Below are 19,144 nucleotides of genomic sequence, written 5' to 3'. Positions count from 1 at the left end.
AATGCACACCAGCGCGCCGCACGACCCCGCCGAGGGCATCACCATCGCGATCGACGGCCCGGCCGGCTCCGGGAAGTCGACCGTCTCCCGCCTCGTCGCCGAGGCGCTGGACGGAGGCTTCCTCGACACCGGCGCGATGTACCGGGCGATCGCCTGGGCCTGCCTCGAGGACGGCGTCGACCTCGCCGACCGCGAGGCCGTCGCGCGCGTCGCCGAGCAGATCGACCTCGACCTCGGCACCGACCCGACCGGGGCCACCGTGGTCGTCGCCGGCACCGACATCACCGCCGCGATCCGCGAGCAGCGCATCTCCCAGCAGGTCTCGGCCGTCGCGACCAACACCCTGGTGCGCCCGATCCTCCAGCGCCGCCAGCGCGAGGTGCTCTTCTCCACCGCCGCCGAGCGCGGCTTCTGCGTCGCCGAGGGCCGTGACACCACCACCGTCGTCGCCCCCGACGCCCGGGTGCGGGTGCTGCTGACCGCCTCGGACGAGGAGCGGATGCGCCGCCGCGCCGCGGAGCTCGGCCTCGAGGACACCGAGGAGACGCGCGAGCGCATGGCCGACCAGGTGCTGCGCCGCGACCGCGACGACTCCTCCGTCTCCGAGTTCCTCACCGCCGCCGAGGGCGTCGAGCAGATCGACACCACCGGCCTCGACATCGAGGACGTCGTCGAGAAGGTGCTGATGCTGGTCGCGGCCGCCGAGGCCGCCGACGAGACCGCCGAGCACGGCCCGGCCGAGCCCGCCCCCGCCGCGCCCGTCGTGGTCGAGGCAGGGGCCGACGGCCCGAGCGACGAGGACATCGAGGCGGCGCTGCGCGCGGGCCTGTCCGACTACGAGCTCGACGACGAGGACCTCGCCCTGCTCGGCGGCGGCGAGGAGGCGCAGCTGCAGCCCGAGGCGCAGCGGAACCTGCCCGTCGTCGCCGTGGTCGGCCGCCCCAACGTCGGCAAGTCCACGCTGGTCAACCGCATCCTCGGCCGCCGCGAGGCCGTCGTCGAGGACCGTCCCGGCGTGACCCGCGACCGCGTCTTCTACGAGGCGGAGTGGTCCGGCAAGGACTTCTGGCTGGTGGACACCGGCGGCTGGGAGGACAGGGTCCAGGGCATCGCCTATCGCGTCGCGGAGCAGGCCGAGGTCGCCGTCTCCCTCGCGGACGTGGTCATGTTCGTCGTCGATGCGAACGTCGGCATCACCACCACCGACGAGCAGCTGCTGAAGGTGCTGCGCAAGGCGCGGGTGCCGCTGGTGCTGGTCGCCAACAAGGTCGACGACCAGCGCGGCGAGCTCGAGGCCGCGGCGCTGTGGAACCTCGGCCTCGGCGAGCCGTACCCGGTCTCCGCCCTGCACGGCCGCGGCTCCGGCGACCTGCTGGACGCGGTGGTCGCCGCCATGCCGGAGGAGGGCCGGGGCTCGCCGGTCGACCACGGCCCGCGGCGCGTGGCCCTCGTCGGCCGCCCCAACGTCGGGAAGTCCTCGCTGCTGAACCGGCTCGCGAAGGAGCAGCGCGTCGTCGTCGACGACCTCGCCGGCACCACCCGCGACCCCGTGGACGAGAAGATCGTCCTCGGCGGCAAGGAGTGGACCTTCGTGGACACCGCGGGGATCCGTCGCCGCATCGCGCAGTCCCAGGGCGCGGACTACTACGCCTCGCTGCGCACGCACGCGGCGCTGGACCGCGCCGAGGTCGCCGTCGTGCTGCTGGAGGCCAATGAGCCGATCTCCACCCAGGACCTCAAGATCATCGACATGGTCCTGGAGTCCGGGCGCGCCCTCGTGCTCGCCTTCAACAAGTGGGACCTGCTGGACGAGGAGCGGCACAAGGCGCTGGAGCGGGAGATCGAACGGGACCTCGGCCATGTCGCCTGGGCACCTCGCGTGAACATCTCGGCCGCCACCGGGCGCCACTCCGAGAAGCTCGTGCCGGCGCTCGAGAAGGCGCTCGAGTCCTGGGACCGTCGTATCCCGACGGGCCGGCTCAACGCCTTCCTGGGCCAGCTCGTCGCCGCGCACCCCCATCCGCTGCGCGGAGGGAAGCAGTCCCGGATCCTCTTCGCGACGCAGGCCCGCACCCGTCCGCCGCGGTTCGTGGTCTTCGCCAGCGGCTTCCTCGAGCACGGCTACCGCCGCTTCATCGAGCGACGGCTGCGGGAGGACTTCGAGTTCACCGGCTCCCCGATCGTCATCGGCGTGCGGATCCGCGAGAAGCGCCGCCGCTGAGCGGCCCCGTCGAACGGCGCCGTCGACGCCCCGTTCCCGCTGCGGCGGGGACGGGGTGCTGTCGTCGGGGGCCCGAGCCGGGGACCCCGGGGGCCCAGCGCGCCGAGATGCCGGGCACCACCGGCGGCACGTATCGTGGCGCCCATGAGCAACACCGGTGACGACGGCTCCTGGACCCCGCAGCACGACCCCTTCGCCCCCCAGGACACCTCAGCGCAGCAGGCGCCCGGCGCAGGCCAGGACCCCTACGCCGCGCCGAGCGGCGGCCAGGACCCGTGGGCGCAGCCCCCAGCGGAGCAGCCCGCGCCGGGACAGGGCGCGCAGGACCCCTTCGCCGCCCCCGCGGGGCAGGACCCGTTCGGACAGGCCGCCGCGCCCGCCGGCCAGGAGGCCTACGGCCAGCAGGATCCGGAAGGTCAGCAGGGCGGCTCCGGCGACGCCTCGCCCTACGGCCAGGCCTCGCCCTACGGCCAGGCCTCGCCCTACGGCCAGGCCTCCCCGTACGGCCCGGGCACTCCCTACGGCGCCCCCGCGGGCGCCCAGGGCTTCCCGCCGGACGGCGCGCAGGGCGCCGCCCACGCCGCCCAGCCGGGTGCGGCGCCCGTGCAGGGCGAGGCGCAGAGCCGCGTGCTCGTCGGGGTCCTGGGGATCTTCTTCGGCGCCTTCGGCGTGCACCGCTTCCTCATGGGGTACACCGCCATCGGCCTGGTGCAGGTCCTGGTCACCGTGCTCAGCTGCTTCACGCTGTCCCCGATCACGACCATCTGGGGTCTCGTCGAGGGCATCATGGTCCTCGCCAAGTCCCCATCCTTCGAGCGCGACGCCCATGGCCGCCCGCTGAGGGACTGACCCACCCGTCCCGGAAGGACGCCCATGACGCTCCCGCCCGCTCCCGATCGCGGCTCGATCCAGACCAGCGCGATCCTGCTGATCGTGCTCGGCTTCCTGTGCGGAGGGTGGATTCCCACGATCTTCGGGATCATCGCCCTGGTGCAGATGGAGTCCGACCCCCGCTACGCGCGCACCATGAACAAGGTGGGCTGGATCGTCTTCTGCGTGATCGTCGGGCTCGTGATCCTAGGGATCCTCGCCTACTTCGTGTTCGGCATCGCGATCCTCGGGATCTTCGGGATCGCCGCGAGCACCGCCTGACCCCGGGAACCGTCCCCGCCGCCGTCGTCCGCCGCGCCGCGGCCGCACCCCGCCGACCCCTTCCAGGAGGAGCATCATCGCCACCCCGGACTTCGTCCTCTCGCTGCGCGAGAGGATCGGCAACGAGCTGCTGTGGATACCGGGCGTCACGGCCGTCGTCCTGAACCCCGCACGCACGCACCTGCTCGTGGTGCGCCGCGCCGACGACGGCCGCTGGACCCCGGTCACCGGGATCGTCGACCCGGGGGAGGAGCCCGCCCGCGCCGCCGAGCGCGAGGTCGCCGAGGAGGCGAGCATCGCGTGCACCGCCCTGCGCCTGCTGGACATGCGCGCCCTGCCCGAGATCACCTACCCCAACGGGGACCGCGCCCAGTACCTCGACATCTGCTTCCTGTGCGAGGCCGACGACTCCCAGCGGCCCTTCCCGGCCGACGGGGAGAACACCGAGGCGCTCTGGTGCCCCGTCGAGGACCTGCCGCCGATGAACGACCGCTTCCGCGAGCAGCTCGCCCTCGCCCTCGAGGACCGGGCCGAGGCGAGGTTCCGCCGATGAGCACGGGCAACCCCCTCCCCGGCACGCGGGTGCGTATCCCGCTGACCGACCGGCCGGGAGACCACGCCGTGGTGCGGGTGATCGCCGCACCGCGCCGGGACCTCGCCCGCGCGGGACGGCTCAGCGAGGCGCTGCGCCCCTTCGCCGAGGCGCTGCTGGTCGACGTCCACGTGGGCGAGAAGCTCCTGCTGCCCGGCGCCTGGGTGCAGCACGAGGTGCTGCGGCGGGGCGAGCCCCTTGCGCCCGTCCCGGTCGCCGCCGCGGACCTGCGCCCGCCGGCCGTCATCGCCGGCACCCCCGAGCGGGCGGAGCTGCACTGGGGCGAGACCGTGTGGCCGCTCGACCTCGGCGGAGCGGTCGCGATCCCCGAGGCGGCCCGCGCCGACCCCCATCCGCTCTCCCGCCTGCGACGGCTGCTGCTGGTCGCCGCCGGACGCCGCGCGGAGATCGCGCTGACCCTCTGGCAGGCGCCCGAGTTCGAGATCCCCTGGCAGGACGTGCGCCTCCTCCCGCGCGCCGCGTCCTGGTTCGAGCTCGCGCAGGTGCCGACCGGCATGCGCTACGCCGACGCGGAGCGCGCCCAGGGCGTCGGCCGCGCCCGCGGCTGAGGGCACCGCCGGGGAGGACGGGACAGGGGGAGGGGACGACGCAGGACGTGCGACGCGCCGGGGCGCACCGACTTCCCGGTGTGACGGGTCTCACCCGCTACGCTCAGGGCCTGAGAGACGTCGACGAGGAGGTCTTCGTGGCCCCAACCCCTTCCCCACGGACAGGCACCGATCGCCGGTCCTTCCTGCGCTTCACCGCGGGTGCCGCCGCCCTGCTGCCGCTGGCTGCGCTGGCCGGCTGCTCCGGAGGAGGGCGTGACGCGGGCACCCTGCGCATCGCCTTCCAGCAGTTCGGCTCCAACACCATCAAGCAGGAGTGGATCGAGCGCGCCGCGGAGACGTTCTCCGCGCAGAACCCGGAGCTGGTGATCGACCTGGTGCCGATCGTCGCCTCGGAGAACGACTACTTCACCAAGAACGAGCTGCTGATGAGCTCCCCGAGGACCAGCCCGGACCTCGTCTACGAGGACTCCTTCATCCTCCTGTCCGACGTCGGGGCCGGATACCTCCAGCCCATGACCGACCTGGTCGAGGGCTGGGACCACTGGGACGACATCGCCGAGGCGTCCAAGCTCGCCGTGACCGGCGAGGACGGGGAGGTCTACGGGGTGCCGATCACCACCGACACCCGTGCGATCTGGTTCCACCGCGAGGTGTTCGAGCAGGCGGGCCTGCCCGCCGACTGGCAGCCCACCTCCTGGGAGGACATCCTCGAGGCGGCCCGCGCGATCAAGGACTCCGGCTCCGAGGCGATCCCGTTCTTCATGTTCGCCGGCACCCCGCAGGGCGAGAAGGCCTCGATGCAGGGCTTCGAGATGCTGCTGTACGGCACGGGCGACGGCACCGGTCTGTACGACGAGGACACGAAGAAGTGGGTGCTGGGCTCGCAGGGGTTCATCGACTCCCTCGCCTTCCTCAAGACCGTCGTGGACGAGGAGCTGACCGCCTCCCTCGGCCAGCTGCTGGATCCCAACATCTCCGAGCAGATCTACACCTCGCTGCTCCCCGACGCGAAGCTCGGCATTCTGATCGACGGCTCCTGGATCTCGCAGAACTGGACCGAGACCGCCGGCCGGCCCTGGCCCGAATGGCCCGAGGTGGTGGGGCTCGCGGACATGCCCACGCAGGACGGCGGCGGCACCGGCACCGTCACCCTCGCCGGCGGCTGGGGCCTTTCCATCCCGCAGCACGTCACCGACCGCGAGACGGCCTTCCGCTTCCTCGAGACGCTGGTCTCCACCGAGACCATCGTGGACTACGCGATCGCGGACAACCACATCACCGTCCGCAACGACGTCGCCGAGGTCGAGGAGTACCTCAGCTACTCCCCAGCGGTCGAGTACTTCACGAACCTGCTGGACACCGCTTACTACCGGCCAGCGCTGCCCGCGTATCCGGAGGTCTCCTCCGCGCTCCAGGAGGCGATGGAGGCCGTGCTCACGGGCTCCGCCCCCGAGGCGGCGGCCGCCGCCTACGACGCGACGGTGCGGGACATCGTCGGCCCGGAGAACGTGCAGGAGGCCCAGGGATGACCGCGACCGACACCACCACCCGCCCCGCCACAGGGACCGGCGCCCCGCGCCGCGGGGACCGACGCACCCGGCTCGGGGACGGGCTCTCGCCGATGCGCGCCGTGCCGATGCTGCCGGCCGCGCTGCTGCTGCTCGGCTTCATGCTCGGCCCGATCCTGTACTCGCTCTACCTCGCCTTCACCGACTCCGCGATCCGCGGCGACGGCGCCTCCGACACCAGCTTCGTCGGCGTCCAGAACTTCACCGACGCCTTCGCCGACGGCGACTTCTGGAACTCGGTCATCCTCACCCTGGTGTTCACGCTGATCTCCGCGGTGCTCGGCCAGAACCTGCTCGGCATGGGCCTCGCCCTGCTGATGGAGCGCTCGCACCGGCTGGTCACCTTCGCAGTCACCTCGATCGTGATCGCCGCGTGGATCCTGCCCGAGGTGGTTGCCGGCTACCTGCTCTACACCTTCTTCGCCGACGCCGGCAGCCTCAACGCCATGCTCACCGCGATCGGGCTGCCCGGGCAGGACCTGCTGTTCAGCGCCCCGATCATCGCGGTCTCCTTCGCGAACATCTGGCGCGGCGCGGCGTTCTCGATGCTGGTCTACTCCGCCGCGCTGAGCTCCGTGCCCGGGGACGTGTACGAGTCCGCGGCGCTGGACGGCGCCGGGCCCGTGCGCCGCTTCGTCTCGGTGACCGTGCCGCTGCTGCGGCCCGCGATCGCGACGAACCTGATGCTGACCACCCTGCAGACCCTGTCGGTCTTCGGGCTGATCTTCATCATGACCGGCGGCGGCCCCGCCCGGCAGAGCCAGACCCTGCCGCTGTACATGTACGAGCAGGCGTTCTCCTACGGACAGCTCGGCTACGGCACCGCCGTCGCCCTGCTGCTCCTGCTGATCGGGGCGCTGGCCTCGATCGCCTACCTGCGCCTGCTGCCCGAGGAGGACAAGCGATGACCGCCGCTCCCACGACCACGACCGCCCCCGCGGGCGGTGCGTCGGCCGCTCGTCCCGCACCCCGGAAGCGACGCTCCCGCGCCGCCGGCACGAAGCTCGCCAGCAACCTCGTCATGGCCGCGATCGGCATCGCGTTCCTGGTGCCGCTGCTGTGGGTGGTGCTGGCCTCCTTCGACACCGAGGCCTCGCTGTCGGTGGCCTGGCCGCAGCGCTGGAGCCTGGACAACTACGCGGCGATCTGGAACGAGGAGACGACCTTCCGGCCACTGGGGAACTCGCTGATCCTGTGCGGCGGCGCGACGATCCTCACCATGGTCTCCGCGGTGCTGTGCGCCTATCCGCTCTCCCGCTACCGCTTCCGCGCCAAGCGCCCACTGCTGCTGACGATCATCTTCTCGACCGGCCTGCCGATCACCGCGATCATGATCCCGGTCTACTCGATGTTCGTGCAGGTCAACCTCATCGACTCGATGGGCGGCGCGATCCTGTTCCTCGGGGCGAGCTCGCTGCCCTACGCCATCTTCCTCACCAAGGGGTTCATGGACGGGGTGCCGCTGGAGATCGAGGAGTCCGCGTGGACCGAGGGAGCGGGAGTGCTGCGCACCCTGTGGTCGGTGGTGCTGCCGCTGATGCGCTCGGGCCTGTCGGTGGCGACGATCTTCACCTTCGTCTCCATGTGGGGAACTTCTTCGTCCCCTTCATGCTGCTGCTGAGCCCGGACAAGCTGCCTGCCGCGGTGACGCTGTACACGTTCTCCTCCCAGTACGGGCAGGTCGCGTACGGACAGCTCGCGGCGTTCTCGATCTTCTACTCGCTGCCGGTGGTGGTGCTGTACCTGTTCCTGGGTCGGAACCTCGGCCAGGGCTTCGCCGCCGCGGGCGGTGTGAAGGGCTGAGCCGGCCCGGTCCGGGACCGACCGGGCGTTCGGTCCTCGGCGGCCCGGGTCGGTGGTCGGTAGCGTGGACGTCCCGCATCCGTCCCACCGACCCAGGAGACTCCCGTGACCGATCAGGACCCGCGCCAGGACCGCGTGCATTCCCGAGTGGCTGAGCGCGCTGAGCAGCTCTCGACCTCCGGCGGCGAGCCGGCCTTCTCCCCGCAGGACCAGGAGCCGCCCGGACTGACGGGACCGATGAGCCCCGTGCCCGACCACGGCGAGCGCAGCTACGTCGGACACGCACGACTCGAGGGGATGGCCGCCCTGATCACCGGGGGTGATTCGGGCATCGGCCGGGCCGTCGCGATCGCCTATGCCCGCGAGGGCGCCGACGTGGCGATCGCCTACCTCCCCGAGGAGCAGGAGGACGCGGAGGAGACCCGGCGGTGGATCGAGGACGCCGGACGCCGTGCCCTGCTGCTGCCCGGCGATCTCCGCGACGAAGAGCATGCGCGCTCCATCGTTCGTCGAACCGTCGAGGAGCTCGGCCGTCTCGACGTGCTCGTGAACAACGCGGCCTTCCAGTGGGGCAGGGCCGAGCCGAAGGGCCTGGAGGGGATTGCCTCCGAACGGCTGCACCGCACCCTCACCACGAACCTCGAGGTGCTGTTCTGGCTCACCCAGGAGGCGGCCCCGCACCTCCGACCCGGAGCGAGCGTCATCAACTCCTCCTCGATCCAGAGCTACGACCCCTCCGTGCCGCTCATGGACTACGCCGCGACCAAGGCCGCGATCAACAACCTGACCGTCAACCTCGCTGCGGATCTGGGCCCCCGCGGCATCCGCGTCAACGCCGTGGCACCGGGCCCGATCTGGACCCCGCTGAACGTCGCGACGCGCGTGTCGGACGACTACGTCGCCTTCGGCGCGAACACGCCCCTGGGCCGTGCAGGGCAGCCCGCCGAGTGCGCAGGCGCCTACGTGTTCCTGGCCAGCCCCGAGGAGGCGAGCTACGTCTCCGGCACCGTGCTCGGGGTCACCGGAGGCCGACCCGTGTTCTGAGCGGCGAGCCGCGCTTGACGGGGAGCCTCTCCGGCTGTGAGGGTCATCACACCGGGCCGCACAGGACATGAGAGGCGATCTCAGCTCTCGCCCGGGCACGGAGATCGGATCGCCTCCTGGGCAGGAAGAGGTCTCCCATGGACACCGTCATCTTCGAGAACCACGAATCCGAGATCCGCGGCTACTGTCGCAACTACCCGACGGTCTTCGCCTCCGCCTCCGGCGCGCGCCAGGTCGACGAGGAGGGCCGCAGCTACATCGACTTCTTCGCCGGGGCCGGGGTGCTGAACTTCGGCCACAACCATCCCGCGATGAAGAAGGCGCTGATCGAGTTCCTCGAGGCCGACGGGGTCGCGCACTCGCTCGACACCTACACCACCACCAAGCGCGACTTCGTCGAGCGCTTCCACGCGGTGGTCCTCGCGCCCCGCGGCATGGACCACCGCCTGCAGTTCATGGGGCCGACGGGCTCGAACGCCGTGGAGGCCGCGATGAAGCTCGCCCGCGCCGCCACAGGCCGGCGCGAGATCGTCGCCTTCAGCCACGGCTTCCACGGCATGACCCTGGGCTCCCTCGCCGCGACCGCGAACGACGCCTTCCGCCGCTGGGCCGGGGTGCCGCTGGAGAACATCCAGCGCCTGCCCTTCGAGACCGCGCCCGGCGGGGACACGGCGCTGGCCGAGTACGCCGCGGCGCTGAAGGACCCTTCGAGCGGACTGCTGCCCCCGGCCGCCTTCCTCGTCGAGGTCGTGCAGGCCGAGGGAGGGGTCAACGTCGCGAGCGCCGACTGGCTCCACCAGGTCCAGGGCCTCGCCCGCGAGCACGGGGCGCTCTTCATCATCGACGACATCCAGGCGGGGATCGGCCGCACCGGCAGCTACTTCTCCTTCGACGGGATGGGGCTGGACCCCGACATCATCACCCTGGCCAAGGGCCTCGGCGGATTCGGCACCCCGATCGCGATGAACCTCAACAAGCCCGAGGTGGACCAGCACTGGAGCCCCGGCGCCCACACCGGCACCTTCCGCGGCCAGGGCCTCTCCTTCGTCGCCGGGAAGGTGGCGCTGGACTTCTTCACCGACGACGCCTTCCTCGAGGGGGTCCTCGAGAAGGGCGAGCAGATGCGCGCCCGCCTCCAGGCGATCGCCGACGCCCACCCCGACCGCGGCTGGGAGGTGCGCGGACGCGGCATGATGCAGGCCCTGGACACCGGCGACGGGGCGCTGAACGCGCGCCTGCAGCGGGAGTGCTTCGACCGCGGCCTGCTGTTCGGCCCCTGCGGCAGCGGCGGACGGGTGATCAAGCTGATCCCGCCGCTGATCATCGAGCCGGACGACCTCGCCGAGGGACTGGACATCCTCGAGGCGGCGATCGACGCCGCGCTGGAGGAGGCGTGATGCGCCGCCGCGAGGACATGACCTTCGCCCCGGAGGAGTACGAGCGGAGGGTCCGGGAGCTGCGGGAGCGGATGGCGGCCCGGGAGCTGGACGCGGTGATCATCAGCGACCCCGAGAACCTGATGTACCTCACCGACCACCAGACCACCGGGTACTCCTTCTTCCAGGCCCTGATCGTGCCGCTGGAGGCCGAGCCGGTGATGATCACCCGCGCGCTCGAGGAGTCCAACGTCGTCTCCCGCACCTGGCTCGAGCACTCCCGCGCCTATCCCGACTCGGGCGATGCGATCCTCGAGCTGGTCTCCACCCTGCGGGACCTGCGCCTGGCGGACTCCCGGGTGGGCTACGAGCGCAACAGCTACTACTTCCCCGCCCACCAGCAGGACCGGTTCCACGACGCCTTCGGCGAGGGCCTCGTGGACTGCTTCGGGATCGTCGAGGAGGGGCGGATCCGCAAGTCCCGGGCGGAGATCGAGGTGATGCAGCTGGCCGCCTACGCGGGGGAGGCCGGCATGGCCGCCGGTCTGCACACCGCCATGTCCGGTGCCACCGAGAACGAGGTCGCCGCCGCGATCGCCTCGGCGATGTTCCGCGCGGGCGGGGAGTTCCCGGCGGTGATGCCCTATGTCGCCTCCGGCCCTCGCTCGATGATCGGCCACTCCACCTGGGAGGGGCGCATGATCCGCCCCGGGGAGCATGTCTTCCTCGAGGTGGGCGGCTGCTACCGCCGCTATCACGCCGCGATGATGCGCACCGTCGTCAACGGCGCGCTCTCGGACTCGATGCGCTCCGCGCAGGACCTCATGAAGCACACCCTGGCGGAGCTGCGCTCGCTGATGAGGCCGGGGGTGACGGTCTCCGAGGTGGACCGGCTGACCCGACGGATGATCGAGAGCAACGACGTCGGCGCGAGCCTCGCCACCCGCGCCGGCTACTCGATCGGCATCGCCTTCCCGCCCTCCTGGGACGAGGGGTACATCCTCTCCCTCCTCGAGGGCGACGAGCGGCCTCTCGAGGAGGGGATGACCTTCCACCTCATCCCCTGGATGTGGGGCGTCGACGGGGACAAGACCGTCGGGATCTCCGACACCGTCCGGATCACCGCCGACGGATGCGCCTCCTTCCTCACGCTCCCGGAGGACTTCACCGTCCATGAGAGCTCCGCCCGATCCTTCCCGGCCGCGGCCGGCACGCCCCGCCCCTGAGAGGAGCAGCACCGTGACCACGCAGAGCGCACAGGCCTCGCCCCGGACGACGCTCACCGCCGTCGACCCCTCGACCGGCGCCGTCGTGCGCGAGGTGCCCGCCGCGTCGCCCGCCCAGATCGACGCCGTCCTCGACCGCGCCCGCAGCGCTTTCATCGCGTGGCGCGAGACCTCCTTCGAGGAGCGGGGCGCGCTGCTGGAGGCCGTCGCCGCCCACCTGCGCGAGCACGTCGAGGAGCTCGCGCCGCTGATGACCGAGGAGATGGGCAAGCCGATCGGCGAGGCCCGCGGCGAGGTGGCCAAGGCGGCATGGGCGGCCGAGCACTACGCCGCCCACGGCGCCGACTATCTCGCCGACCAGCACATCGCCTCCGATGCGAGCTCCTCCTACGTCCAGCACCTGCCCCTGGGGACCGTGCTGGGGGTGCTGCCGTGGAACGCCCCGTTCTGGCTCGCCTTCCGCTTCGCCGCCCCGGCGCTCATGGCTGGGAACACGGCGGTGATGAAGCACGATCCCCACGTCCCCGGTTGCGCCGCCGCGATCGAGGAGGCGTTCCGCGCCGTCGACGCCCCGGAGGGGGTGTTCCAGACGCTCCACGCTGCGACGGCCGACGTCGAGCAGGTGATCCGCGACCCGCGCATCCAGGCGGTGTCCTTCACCGGCTCGGACCGGGCCGGCGCCGTCGTCGCCTCGATCGCGGCTAGCGAGATCAAGCCCGCCGTGCTCGAGCTCGGCGGCTCGGATCCCTGCCTCGTCCTGGCCGACGCGGACCTCGAGGAGGCCGCGCGGGTCGCCGCGCTCTCCCGCATCATCAACGCCGGCCAGTCCTGCATCGCCGCGAAGCGGGTCATCGTCGAGCGGCCGGTGCACGACCGCTTCGTCGAGCTGCTCGCCGCGCAGCTCGCGGCGCTCGTCGTCGGCGACCCGCGCGAGGAGACCACGCAGGTGGGCCCGATCGCCCGCGCCGAGCTGCGGGAGAACCTCCACCGCCAGGTCACCACCTCCGTCGAGGCGGGGGCGGAGCTCGTCCTGGGCGGCGAGATGCCGACGGGGAGGGCTACTTCTATCCCGTCACGCTGCTGACCGGGGTCGAGGCCGGGATGAGCGCCTGCACCGAGGAGACCTTCGGCCCGGTCGCCTCCGTGATGGTCGCCGAGGACGCCGAGCACGCCCTCTTCCTCGCCAACGACACCCCGTACGGGCTCGGCGCGAGCATCTGGACCGAGACCTCCCGCGGCGAGACGATGGCGCGCCGGATCGAGGCCGGGCAGGTGAGCGTCAACGGGATCGTCAAGACCGATCCGCGCCTGCCCTCCGGCGGCATCAAGCGCTCCGGCTACGGGCGGGAGCTCGGCCCCCACGGGATCCGGGAGTTCGTCAACGCCCAGCAGGTCTGGGTGGGGCCGGCCCGGAGCTGAGGAACCGGGACGACGACGGGGCCGCACCGCTCGCGCGGTGCGGCCCCGTCGGGCTGTCACGTGCGGCGGATCCCGTCGTGCTCTGCGGCGCGGCGGAGGATCCGTGCCGAGCCGCTCAGCGGAAGACGATGGTGCGCGAGCCGTCCAGCAGGACCCGGCGCTGCGCGAACAGCCCCACGGCCTCGCGCAGGGTGCGCACCTCGGTGTCCTGACCGATCGCCATGAGCTCCTGCGGGGAGCGGGTGTGGTCCACGCGGATGACCTCCTGCTCGATGATCGGGCCCTCGTCGAGGTCGTCGGTGACGAAGTGGGCGGTCGCCCCGATCTGCTTCACGCCGCGGGCGTAGGCCTGGCGGTACGGGTTCGCGCCCTTGAACCCGGGCAGGAACGAGTGGTGGATGTTGATGCAGCGTCCGGAGAGCTCGGCGCTCAGCTCGGGGAGAGGATCTGCATGTAGCGGGCCAGGACCACGAGCTCGATGTCGTGCTCGACGACTGCCTCGCGCACCCGGTCCTCGAAGGCCGCCTTCTCCTCGGCGGAGGTCACGGGACGGTGCTCGAAGGGGACGCCGTGGAACTCGGCGTACCGGGCCGGGGTGTCGTGGTTCGCGATCACGAGCGGCACCTCGATCGGGAGGTTCCCGATCGAGGTCTGGAACAGCAGGTCGTTCAGGCAGTGGGTCGACTTCGAGGTGAGCACGAGGGTGCGCACCGGGCGGCCCACCTCGTCGATCTCCGCCTCGATCCCGAAGCTCTCGATCGGTGCGGCGAGCGCGGCGCGCACCTCGTCCGGCGACGCGGAAGTCAGGACCTCGACGCGCATGTAGAAGCGATGGGAGTCGCCGCTCTCGAACTGGCGGCTCTCGACGATGTTGCCGCGGGCCTCGACGATCGCTCCGGTGATCGCGTGCACGATGCCGGGGCGGTCCTCGCACGCGAAGGTCATCACGTAGCGGCGGGCAGGGGAGGGGGAGGGATGCGCTGAGGTCATGGCCCGAGTGTAGGAGAGCGCTGCGGGGGAGTGCGGCGCACGGGTCCGCCACGGCGAGCGGCACCGGCTGGATAGGCTGGTCAGCGCACCGACGAGGAGGGGACGGGCGAGCATGGCACCAGCAGACGGGCGGCTGGATCGAGGTTCCCTGGTCGGGGTCCTCGCCGTCCTGATCACCGCCGTGCTGTGGGGCACCACCGGCACCGCGGCCACCTTCGCCCCGGAGGTCGGACCGCTCGCGATCGGCGCCGCGGCGCTCGGCTTCGGCGGGATCCTGCAGGCGCTGATCGCCCTTCCCTCGCTGCGCCGCGAGCGCGCCGCCCTGGCCGCCCACCGGGGCACTGTGGTCGCCGGAGTGCTGGGCGTGCTGATCTATCCGCTGGCGTTCTACAGCTCGATGCACCTGGCCGGCGTCGCCGTCGGCACGGTCGTCTCCCTCGGGTCGGCGCCGCTCGCCTCGGGCCTCCTGGAGCGGATCCTCGAGGGACGCCGGCTCGGCGCCTGGTGGATGATGGCGGCGGCCCTGGGCATCGCGGGCAGCGTAGTGCTGTGCGCCGCGACGATGCACGACGCCGCCGCCGACACGGCCGGCACGACGGCGGGCGTGGGACTCGGCCTGGTCGCCGGAGCGACTTACGCGCTCTACTCCTGGAGCGCGCACCGCCTGATGGGCCGAGGTGTCGGGCGCGCCGCGGCGATGGGCTCCGTGTTCGGGCTCGGCGGACTGGCGCTCCTGCCCGTGCTCGCGCTCACCGGCGCCCCGCTGCTCGCCTCCCCGCAGGCGTTCGCCGTCGGCGCCTACATGGCGCTCGTGCCGATGTTCCTCGGCTACGTGCTGTTCGGCCTCGGCCTGACCCGGATCTCCGCGAGCACGGCGACGACCCTCACCCTCGCCGAGCCGGCGGTCGCCGCCGTGCTGGCCGTGATCGTCGTCGAGGAGAGGCTGCCGCTGCTCGGCTGGTTCGGGATCGCCGGGATCGGCCTCTCGCTGGTGATCCTCGCCCTCGCGCCCTCGGGACGGGAGGTCGAGCTCCTGGCGGTGCCGGACGTCGCGGCCGCCCCGTGATCCCCGGCGCCGCGGGGACGGGCCGGGGTCAGACATGACGAAGGCCGCCGACCGGTGTTCCCACTGGTCGGCGGCCTTCTCTCGGTCGGGCTGACAGTGTCTGGATCCACGACATCGTTGACGGGTCCGACCTCGGGCTTTCCGGGTGATTGTTGACCGGTGAGTCGGGGCATGGGCGACGGTTCGAGGTTCGTGATCGTTGACCGGTGAGTCGGGACATCGACGACGCCCTTGTCGCGGGTCGAGGGCCTGTCAATTTGTCTGTGTAAGCGGGGTGTTCACAGGTAGGGGGTGATCCGGTCGGGGTAGGCGGCGGCGGGCTGGGCGAGGGCCTGCTTCCAGTTCGTGACGACCTGGCCCTCGACGAGTCGGCCCTGGGCTTTCCGCTCGTTCGCGGGCTTGCCACGGTCTCGGGCGCGATCGGCGGCGCGTTTGTCTTCGATGTTGCAGATCGCGAGCCAGAGCAGCTTCACGGCCGCGTCCGTCGAGGGGAAGTGGCCGCGGTTCTTCGTGACCTTCCGCAGCTGGTAGTTCAACGACTCGATCGCGTTGGTCGTGTAGATGACGTTCCTCAGCATCGGCGGGAACTGGAGGAACGGCACGAACCGATCCCAGGAGTTCTTCCAGGTCATGACGGTCGAGGGGTACTTCTGCCCCAGTGACGAGGTCTCGAACTCGACTAGCGCCGCCCAGGCCGCGTCCTCGCTGGCCGCGGTGTAGATGGGCTTCAGCGCGTCGGCGACCTTCTTGCGGTCGTGGTAGGCCACAAACCGCGTCGCGGCCCGGATCAGGTGGACCTCGCAGGTCTGGACCATCGAGTCCGGCCAGGTCGCCTCGATCGCCTCCGGCAGGCCCTTGAGCCCGTCGCAGCACACGCTCAGCACGTCCCGCACTCCGCGGTTGGCGAGGTCAGCGCAGACATGGGCCCAGAACGCCGACCCCTCGGTGTCCTGGACCCAGATCCCCAGCACGTGCTTGACCCCGTCAAGATCCACTCCGACCGCAATGTAGGCGGCGCGGTTGATGACCTGGCTGTTCTCCCGGATCTTGATTCGGATCGCGTCGAGATAGAGGACTGGGTAGAACTCCTCCAGCGGCCTCGCCTGCCACGCTGCGACCTCCTCGAGCACGGCGTCGCTGAGGTTCGAGATCGTCTCGTGCGACAGGTCCGTGCCGAGCGTGGACGCCAGGTTATGCTGGATGTCCCGGATCGTCATCCCGCCGGCATAGAGGCTGATGATCATGTCATCGAGGCCGCCCAGGCGCCGCTGGCCTTTCGGGACCAGGCGCGGCGTGAACGAGCCGGCACGGTCCCTCGGGACGTCCAACGCGATCGGCCCGACCTCCGACTGGACCGTCTTCGGCGTCGTCCCGTTACGCGAGTTGGCGTGCTTCGACGCGTCCTCGGAGCCCTTCTCGTAGGCGAGATGGCTGCTCAGCTCGGCCTGCAGGCCCCGTTCGAGCGCGGCCTTGACCAGCGCGGGCACGAACCCGCCATCGCCGGTCAGCTCTACGTTCCCGGCGTCGATCTGGGCGAACAGCGCGTCCAGCTGCCCGGCGGCCTTCAACTGCTCGACCAGGTCCTGGCCCGAAGGCCCACCCGGCGTCTTCTCGTCGGTCATGGTCATGATTCTTACCGTTCCTCTCGGTACGGCTTACACAGACCATCTGACACGCCCTACGGCCGGTAGCGTCCCTCGGGACGGAACGCCGGCGCGTCGCGCCACGCAGCGCAGCTGCGCACGGCTGCGCCACGTGAACACTTCGGAGAACGAGTCGTGGAACGGGTGCACCCATCCGTTGATGGGGGTATTGCGCCCCGTGTAGTGGGCGGGAGCATGGCCCTGCGGGACGACGGCGCATCGACACCGTCGCGACCAGCCGCAACACACCCACCCCGCCACGCGCCGGAGCTCTCCGATGCATCCAACGACGGATCCCCGCCACGTCCACCACAGCGACGCCGCGGCGACACGCACCGCAGACCCCGCCCATCCAACTCCGGTCACGACGACGAGCCGCGAGTACGCGTGCAGCGCCCCGCACCCCAGCCACCACCGCTCCACGGTCCAGCACACCCAACGGGCAGCACATCCCGCCGCGCGCAGCGCAGCGCGAAGCGCCGCGACCACGCCGAGTTCTCCGCGACACCGAGCAGGATCCCGACCCCGCGACGACCACCAGCCGGCGCCAGCGCGAGCACCGCGACGGTGACGCCCCGGCAGCGTCCCGACAGCACCGGGAGAGCGCAGCGACACCGCACCGACGGCACCACGAACACCACCCCGCAACCACCAAGGGCGAAGCCCCGAAACCAGCGAACCGAACGATCCGCAAGAGAGCACCAAGGAGGACGAGCGCCAGCGAGGACGACGACCGTGCGAACGGCCCGGGAGAAATGGAGCTCCTGAACTATCAATCATCGAAGATCGGTCGACGTCGGCTCCTCTTATCCGTCGACCGGGTCGGCCTCGGCACCGGGGCTGTCGCCCACGCCCGAGGTGGTGATACTGGGCAGCGGTTTGGTGGCGGGTATTCGTTGTACCGTCGAGTGCGCTTGGTGGTGAAGGGCTTTTGGCCCTGCCGCCTCTAGCGACGGAAAGCGTCCGGTGGCCCGAAGCATCCATAGCTGGAACGCTCAGGGCTGCGCGGAATTGATTGGCCCTACGAAGTTGCGCGTCGCGAAAGGAAATGATTGTGCAAATTTTTCCGCCGAGCGACTTCGCGGGCGAATGCAGGCACGTCCGAGTACGTAGCCTCGATGAACGGTGCGGATCCAAATGGCGCGAAGCCCAACCGATCCATGCTCAGGCGGCCCGCGGTCGAGCCCTCACGTCCGAGAACCAACTGGGGGCGACGCTTTACGTGCGACTGCATGACTCTCTTGAGTACGGCAAGCCCAACGTCGAGCTTTGCGCCATCATCGTACCCGTGGACCATCGAGACGTAGATTGCGTCCGTGTTGTCGATAGATTCCTCGATGTCGGATGAAAGGATATGTCTGCCAAATGCGATGTCGCCGGACTTTATTCTCTCAACCGTCGATGGCTTGAGTGCCAACACGATTGCGTAGCCCGCGAGAGTCGTGTTGCCTTTGAGAGAGCGCTCAAAGCACCACACCGCATCGCGCTGCTGCAACACGTATGCTTCGAGCTCTTCCGGATCGTAGAAGTAGTCGGCACCAATGGCATCCTTGCCAGCCTCTGAGATAGCGGTGAGATCCTTCTTGCCGGCAAGTCTGAGGTGAGTCGAAGTACTTCCAGCGGTAATCGAGGCCAGCGTTTCGACAGCATCCCTTTCGGGAGGGTCCTGTGAGATGCGAACAGCCGATTCCTCCGCCGGGGACGGCGCACTTGTCGATGCTCCCCCGTCTCGTTGGTCCTCGGCTCGGGGCACGTAATCAGGTCTCGCTGGGTCTGGCTCCGATGAGACATCGTCCGGCATGAGGAGGGTCGCCTCGGCTGTCCTGCGATGGTGCCGACGCCTTCGGTGGCTGGTGATCCATACGGCAATTGTGGAGGCGCCCAGTGCCACGAAGCCCAACACGGTCAAGATGACACTTGTTGTGCGGAGGGGCCCGGCCACCCCGGCAAGATCGAGAACAGTCGCGATCGCAAAGCTCACCGATGAGACTGCTAGGACGATTGTGCGCCAGGACGGCTGGTGCTCCTTAGGCGTGGGCATTCCCTCACTCTAGTCCGAGGTCACCCGATCAGGCAGGAGGATCACGCGCACGCCATCGCGGCCGTCGAACGCCACGCTCACACTGCGGAGCAGCTGCTGGATGTCGTCTTGCCGGGCACCGAGGGTGGTGCTGCCGACCTGCGTGATGAACGAGGAGTCGATGACCCTGTCCTTCCGCGTGCCGCGGGACAGGACGATGCCGAAGGACAGAAAGGTCGTCAGGGAGCTTGCGATGAAGCACAGCAGACTGCCGAGCATGGGAAGCGGCGTGCCAGCGTCGAGGTAGATCGAGACGGCTCCAGCAGCGGTGAGGAGCAGCGCGATGACGATGCCCCATGGACGCTGGATCGTCCGCGTGATCACCAGAAGTGACTAGATCAGGTGCATGCCCACGCCGCACAGGATCGCCACGGCCGGGGTGAGCGCCTCGA

General features: G+C 70.6%; 14 protein-coding genes and 3 pseudogenes. 13 read left to right on the top strand and 4 right to left on the bottom strand.

All coding sequences use genetic code 11. From position 1 onward, the window contains the following. The first annotated feature begins 1 nt into the window (after window position 1). From der to RBL05_RS02245, 12 genes and pseudogenes are all read left to right on the top strand, one after another. Window positions 2-2,221, top strand: coding sequence for a bifunctional cytidylate kinase/GTPase Der (der, locus tag RBL05_RS02300; protein WP_263309663.1), 2,220 nt, complete (start codon window positions 2-4; stop codon window positions 2,219-2,221). A gap of 144 nt (window positions 2,222-2,365) precedes the next feature. Beyond that, window positions 2,366-3,070: a TM2 domain-containing protein gene (locus RBL05_RS02295; protein WP_308740726.1), complete on the top strand. Its 705-nt coding sequence runs from the start codon at window positions 2,366-2,368 to the stop codon at window positions 3,068-3,070. Between the two features lie 24 nt (window positions 3,071-3,094). After that, window positions 3,095-3,373, top strand: a complete 279-nt coding sequence (locus tag RBL05_RS02290) for a PLDc N-terminal domain-containing protein (RefSeq protein WP_308740727.1) — start codon at window positions 3,095-3,097, stop codon at window positions 3,371-3,373. Window positions 3,374-3,560: 187 nt separating this feature from the next. After that, entirely contained in the window at window positions 3,561-3,926 is a 366-nt protein-coding gene (locus RBL05_RS02285; RefSeq protein WP_318604055.1) for an NUDIX domain-containing protein, read from the top strand. After that, window positions 3,923-4,534, top strand: coding sequence for a hypothetical protein (locus RBL05_RS02280; RefSeq protein ID WP_263309661.1), 612 nt, complete (start codon window positions 3,923-3,925; stop codon window positions 4,532-4,534). Before RBL05_RS02285 ends, RBL05_RS02280 begins: the two co-directional genes overlap by 4 nt. 137 nt (window positions 4,535-4,671) lie before the next feature. Continuing rightward, window positions 4,672-6,066 carry an extracellular solute-binding protein gene (locus tag RBL05_RS02275; protein WP_308740728.1) on the top strand — a complete coding sequence of 465 codons (1,395 nt, stop codon included), beginning with the start codon at window positions 4,672-4,674 and terminating at the stop codon, window positions 6,064-6,066. After that, window positions 6,063-7,013: a carbohydrate ABC transporter permease gene (locus RBL05_RS02270; RefSeq protein WP_308740729.1), complete on the top strand. Its 951-nt coding sequence runs from the start codon at window positions 6,063-6,065 to the stop codon at window positions 7,011-7,013. The genes RBL05_RS02275 and RBL05_RS02270 overlap by 4 nt, the downstream gene beginning before the upstream one ends. Next, window positions 7,010-7,908: pseudogene (locus RBL05_RS02265) on the top strand (carbohydrate ABC transporter permease). Before RBL05_RS02270 ends, RBL05_RS02265 begins: the two are co-directional and overlap by 4 nt. Window positions 7,909-8,013: 105 nt before the next feature. Then, window positions 8,014-8,952, top strand: a complete 939-nt coding sequence (locus tag RBL05_RS02260; RefSeq protein WP_318604054.1) for an SDR family oxidoreductase — start codon at window positions 8,014-8,016, stop codon at window positions 8,950-8,952. 137 nt (window positions 8,953-9,089) lie between these two features. Further along, window positions 9,090-10,349, top strand: a complete 1,260-nt coding sequence (locus RBL05_RS02255; protein WP_308740731.1) for an aspartate aminotransferase family protein — start codon at window positions 9,090-9,092, stop codon at window positions 10,347-10,349. Further along, window positions 10,349-11,554: an ectoine hydrolase gene (gene doeA, locus RBL05_RS02250; RefSeq protein WP_308740732.1), complete on the top strand. Its 1,206-nt coding sequence runs from the start codon at window positions 10,349-10,351 to the stop codon at window positions 11,552-11,554. The genes RBL05_RS02255 and doeA overlap by 1 nt, the downstream gene beginning before the upstream one ends. After that, window positions 11,502-12,973 (top strand): annotated as a pseudogene (locus RBL05_RS02245) (NAD-dependent succinate-semialdehyde dehydrogenase). The gene doeA and the pseudogene RBL05_RS02245 overlap by 53 nt, the downstream one beginning before the upstream one ends. 115 nt (window positions 12,974-13,088) lie before the next feature. Here RBL05_RS02245 and RBL05_RS02240 read toward each other — a convergent pair. Then, window positions 13,089-13,963, bottom strand: a pseudogene (locus RBL05_RS02240) (formyltetrahydrofolate deformylase). A 112-nt stretch (window positions 13,964-14,075) separates the two neighbouring features. On the opposite strand from RBL05_RS02240, the gene RBL05_RS02235 reads away from it, so the two are divergent. Next, complete coding sequence (locus tag RBL05_RS02235) at window positions 14,076-15,029, top strand: DMT family transporter (protein WP_308740734.1); 954 nt, start codon at window positions 14,076-14,078, stop codon at window positions 15,027-15,029. Window positions 15,030-15,307: 278 nt separating this feature from the next. Here RBL05_RS02235 and RBL05_RS02230 read toward each other — a convergent pair whose 3' ends face one another. From RBL05_RS02230 to RBL05_RS02220, 3 genes are all read right to left on the bottom strand, one after another. After that, complete coding sequence (locus tag RBL05_RS02230; protein ID WP_308741136.1) at window positions 15,308-16,651, bottom strand: IS256 family transposase; 1,344 nt, start codon at window positions 16,649-16,651, stop codon at window positions 15,308-15,310. 1,042 nt (window positions 16,652-17,693) lie between these two features. Then, window positions 17,694-18,713, bottom strand: coding sequence for a hypothetical protein (locus tag RBL05_RS02225; protein WP_308740735.1), 1,020 nt, complete (start codon window positions 18,711-18,713; stop codon window positions 17,694-17,696). Between the two features lie 9 nt (window positions 18,714-18,722). Next, window positions 18,723-19,076, bottom strand: a complete 354-nt coding sequence (locus tag RBL05_RS02220) for a hypothetical protein (RefSeq protein ID WP_308740736.1) — start codon at window positions 19,074-19,076, stop codon at window positions 18,723-18,725. Window positions 19,077-19,144: the final 68 nt, after the last annotated feature.

This window comes from Brachybacterium sp. GU-2 (assembly GCF_030866705.2).
In the GTDB taxonomy this organism is placed as follows: Bacteria; Actinomycetota; Actinomycetes; order Actinomycetales; family Dermabacteraceae; genus Brachybacterium; species Brachybacterium conglomeratum.
Note: the sequence above shows the minus strand (reverse complement) of the source record. Positions and strands in the feature narration are given on the sequence as shown.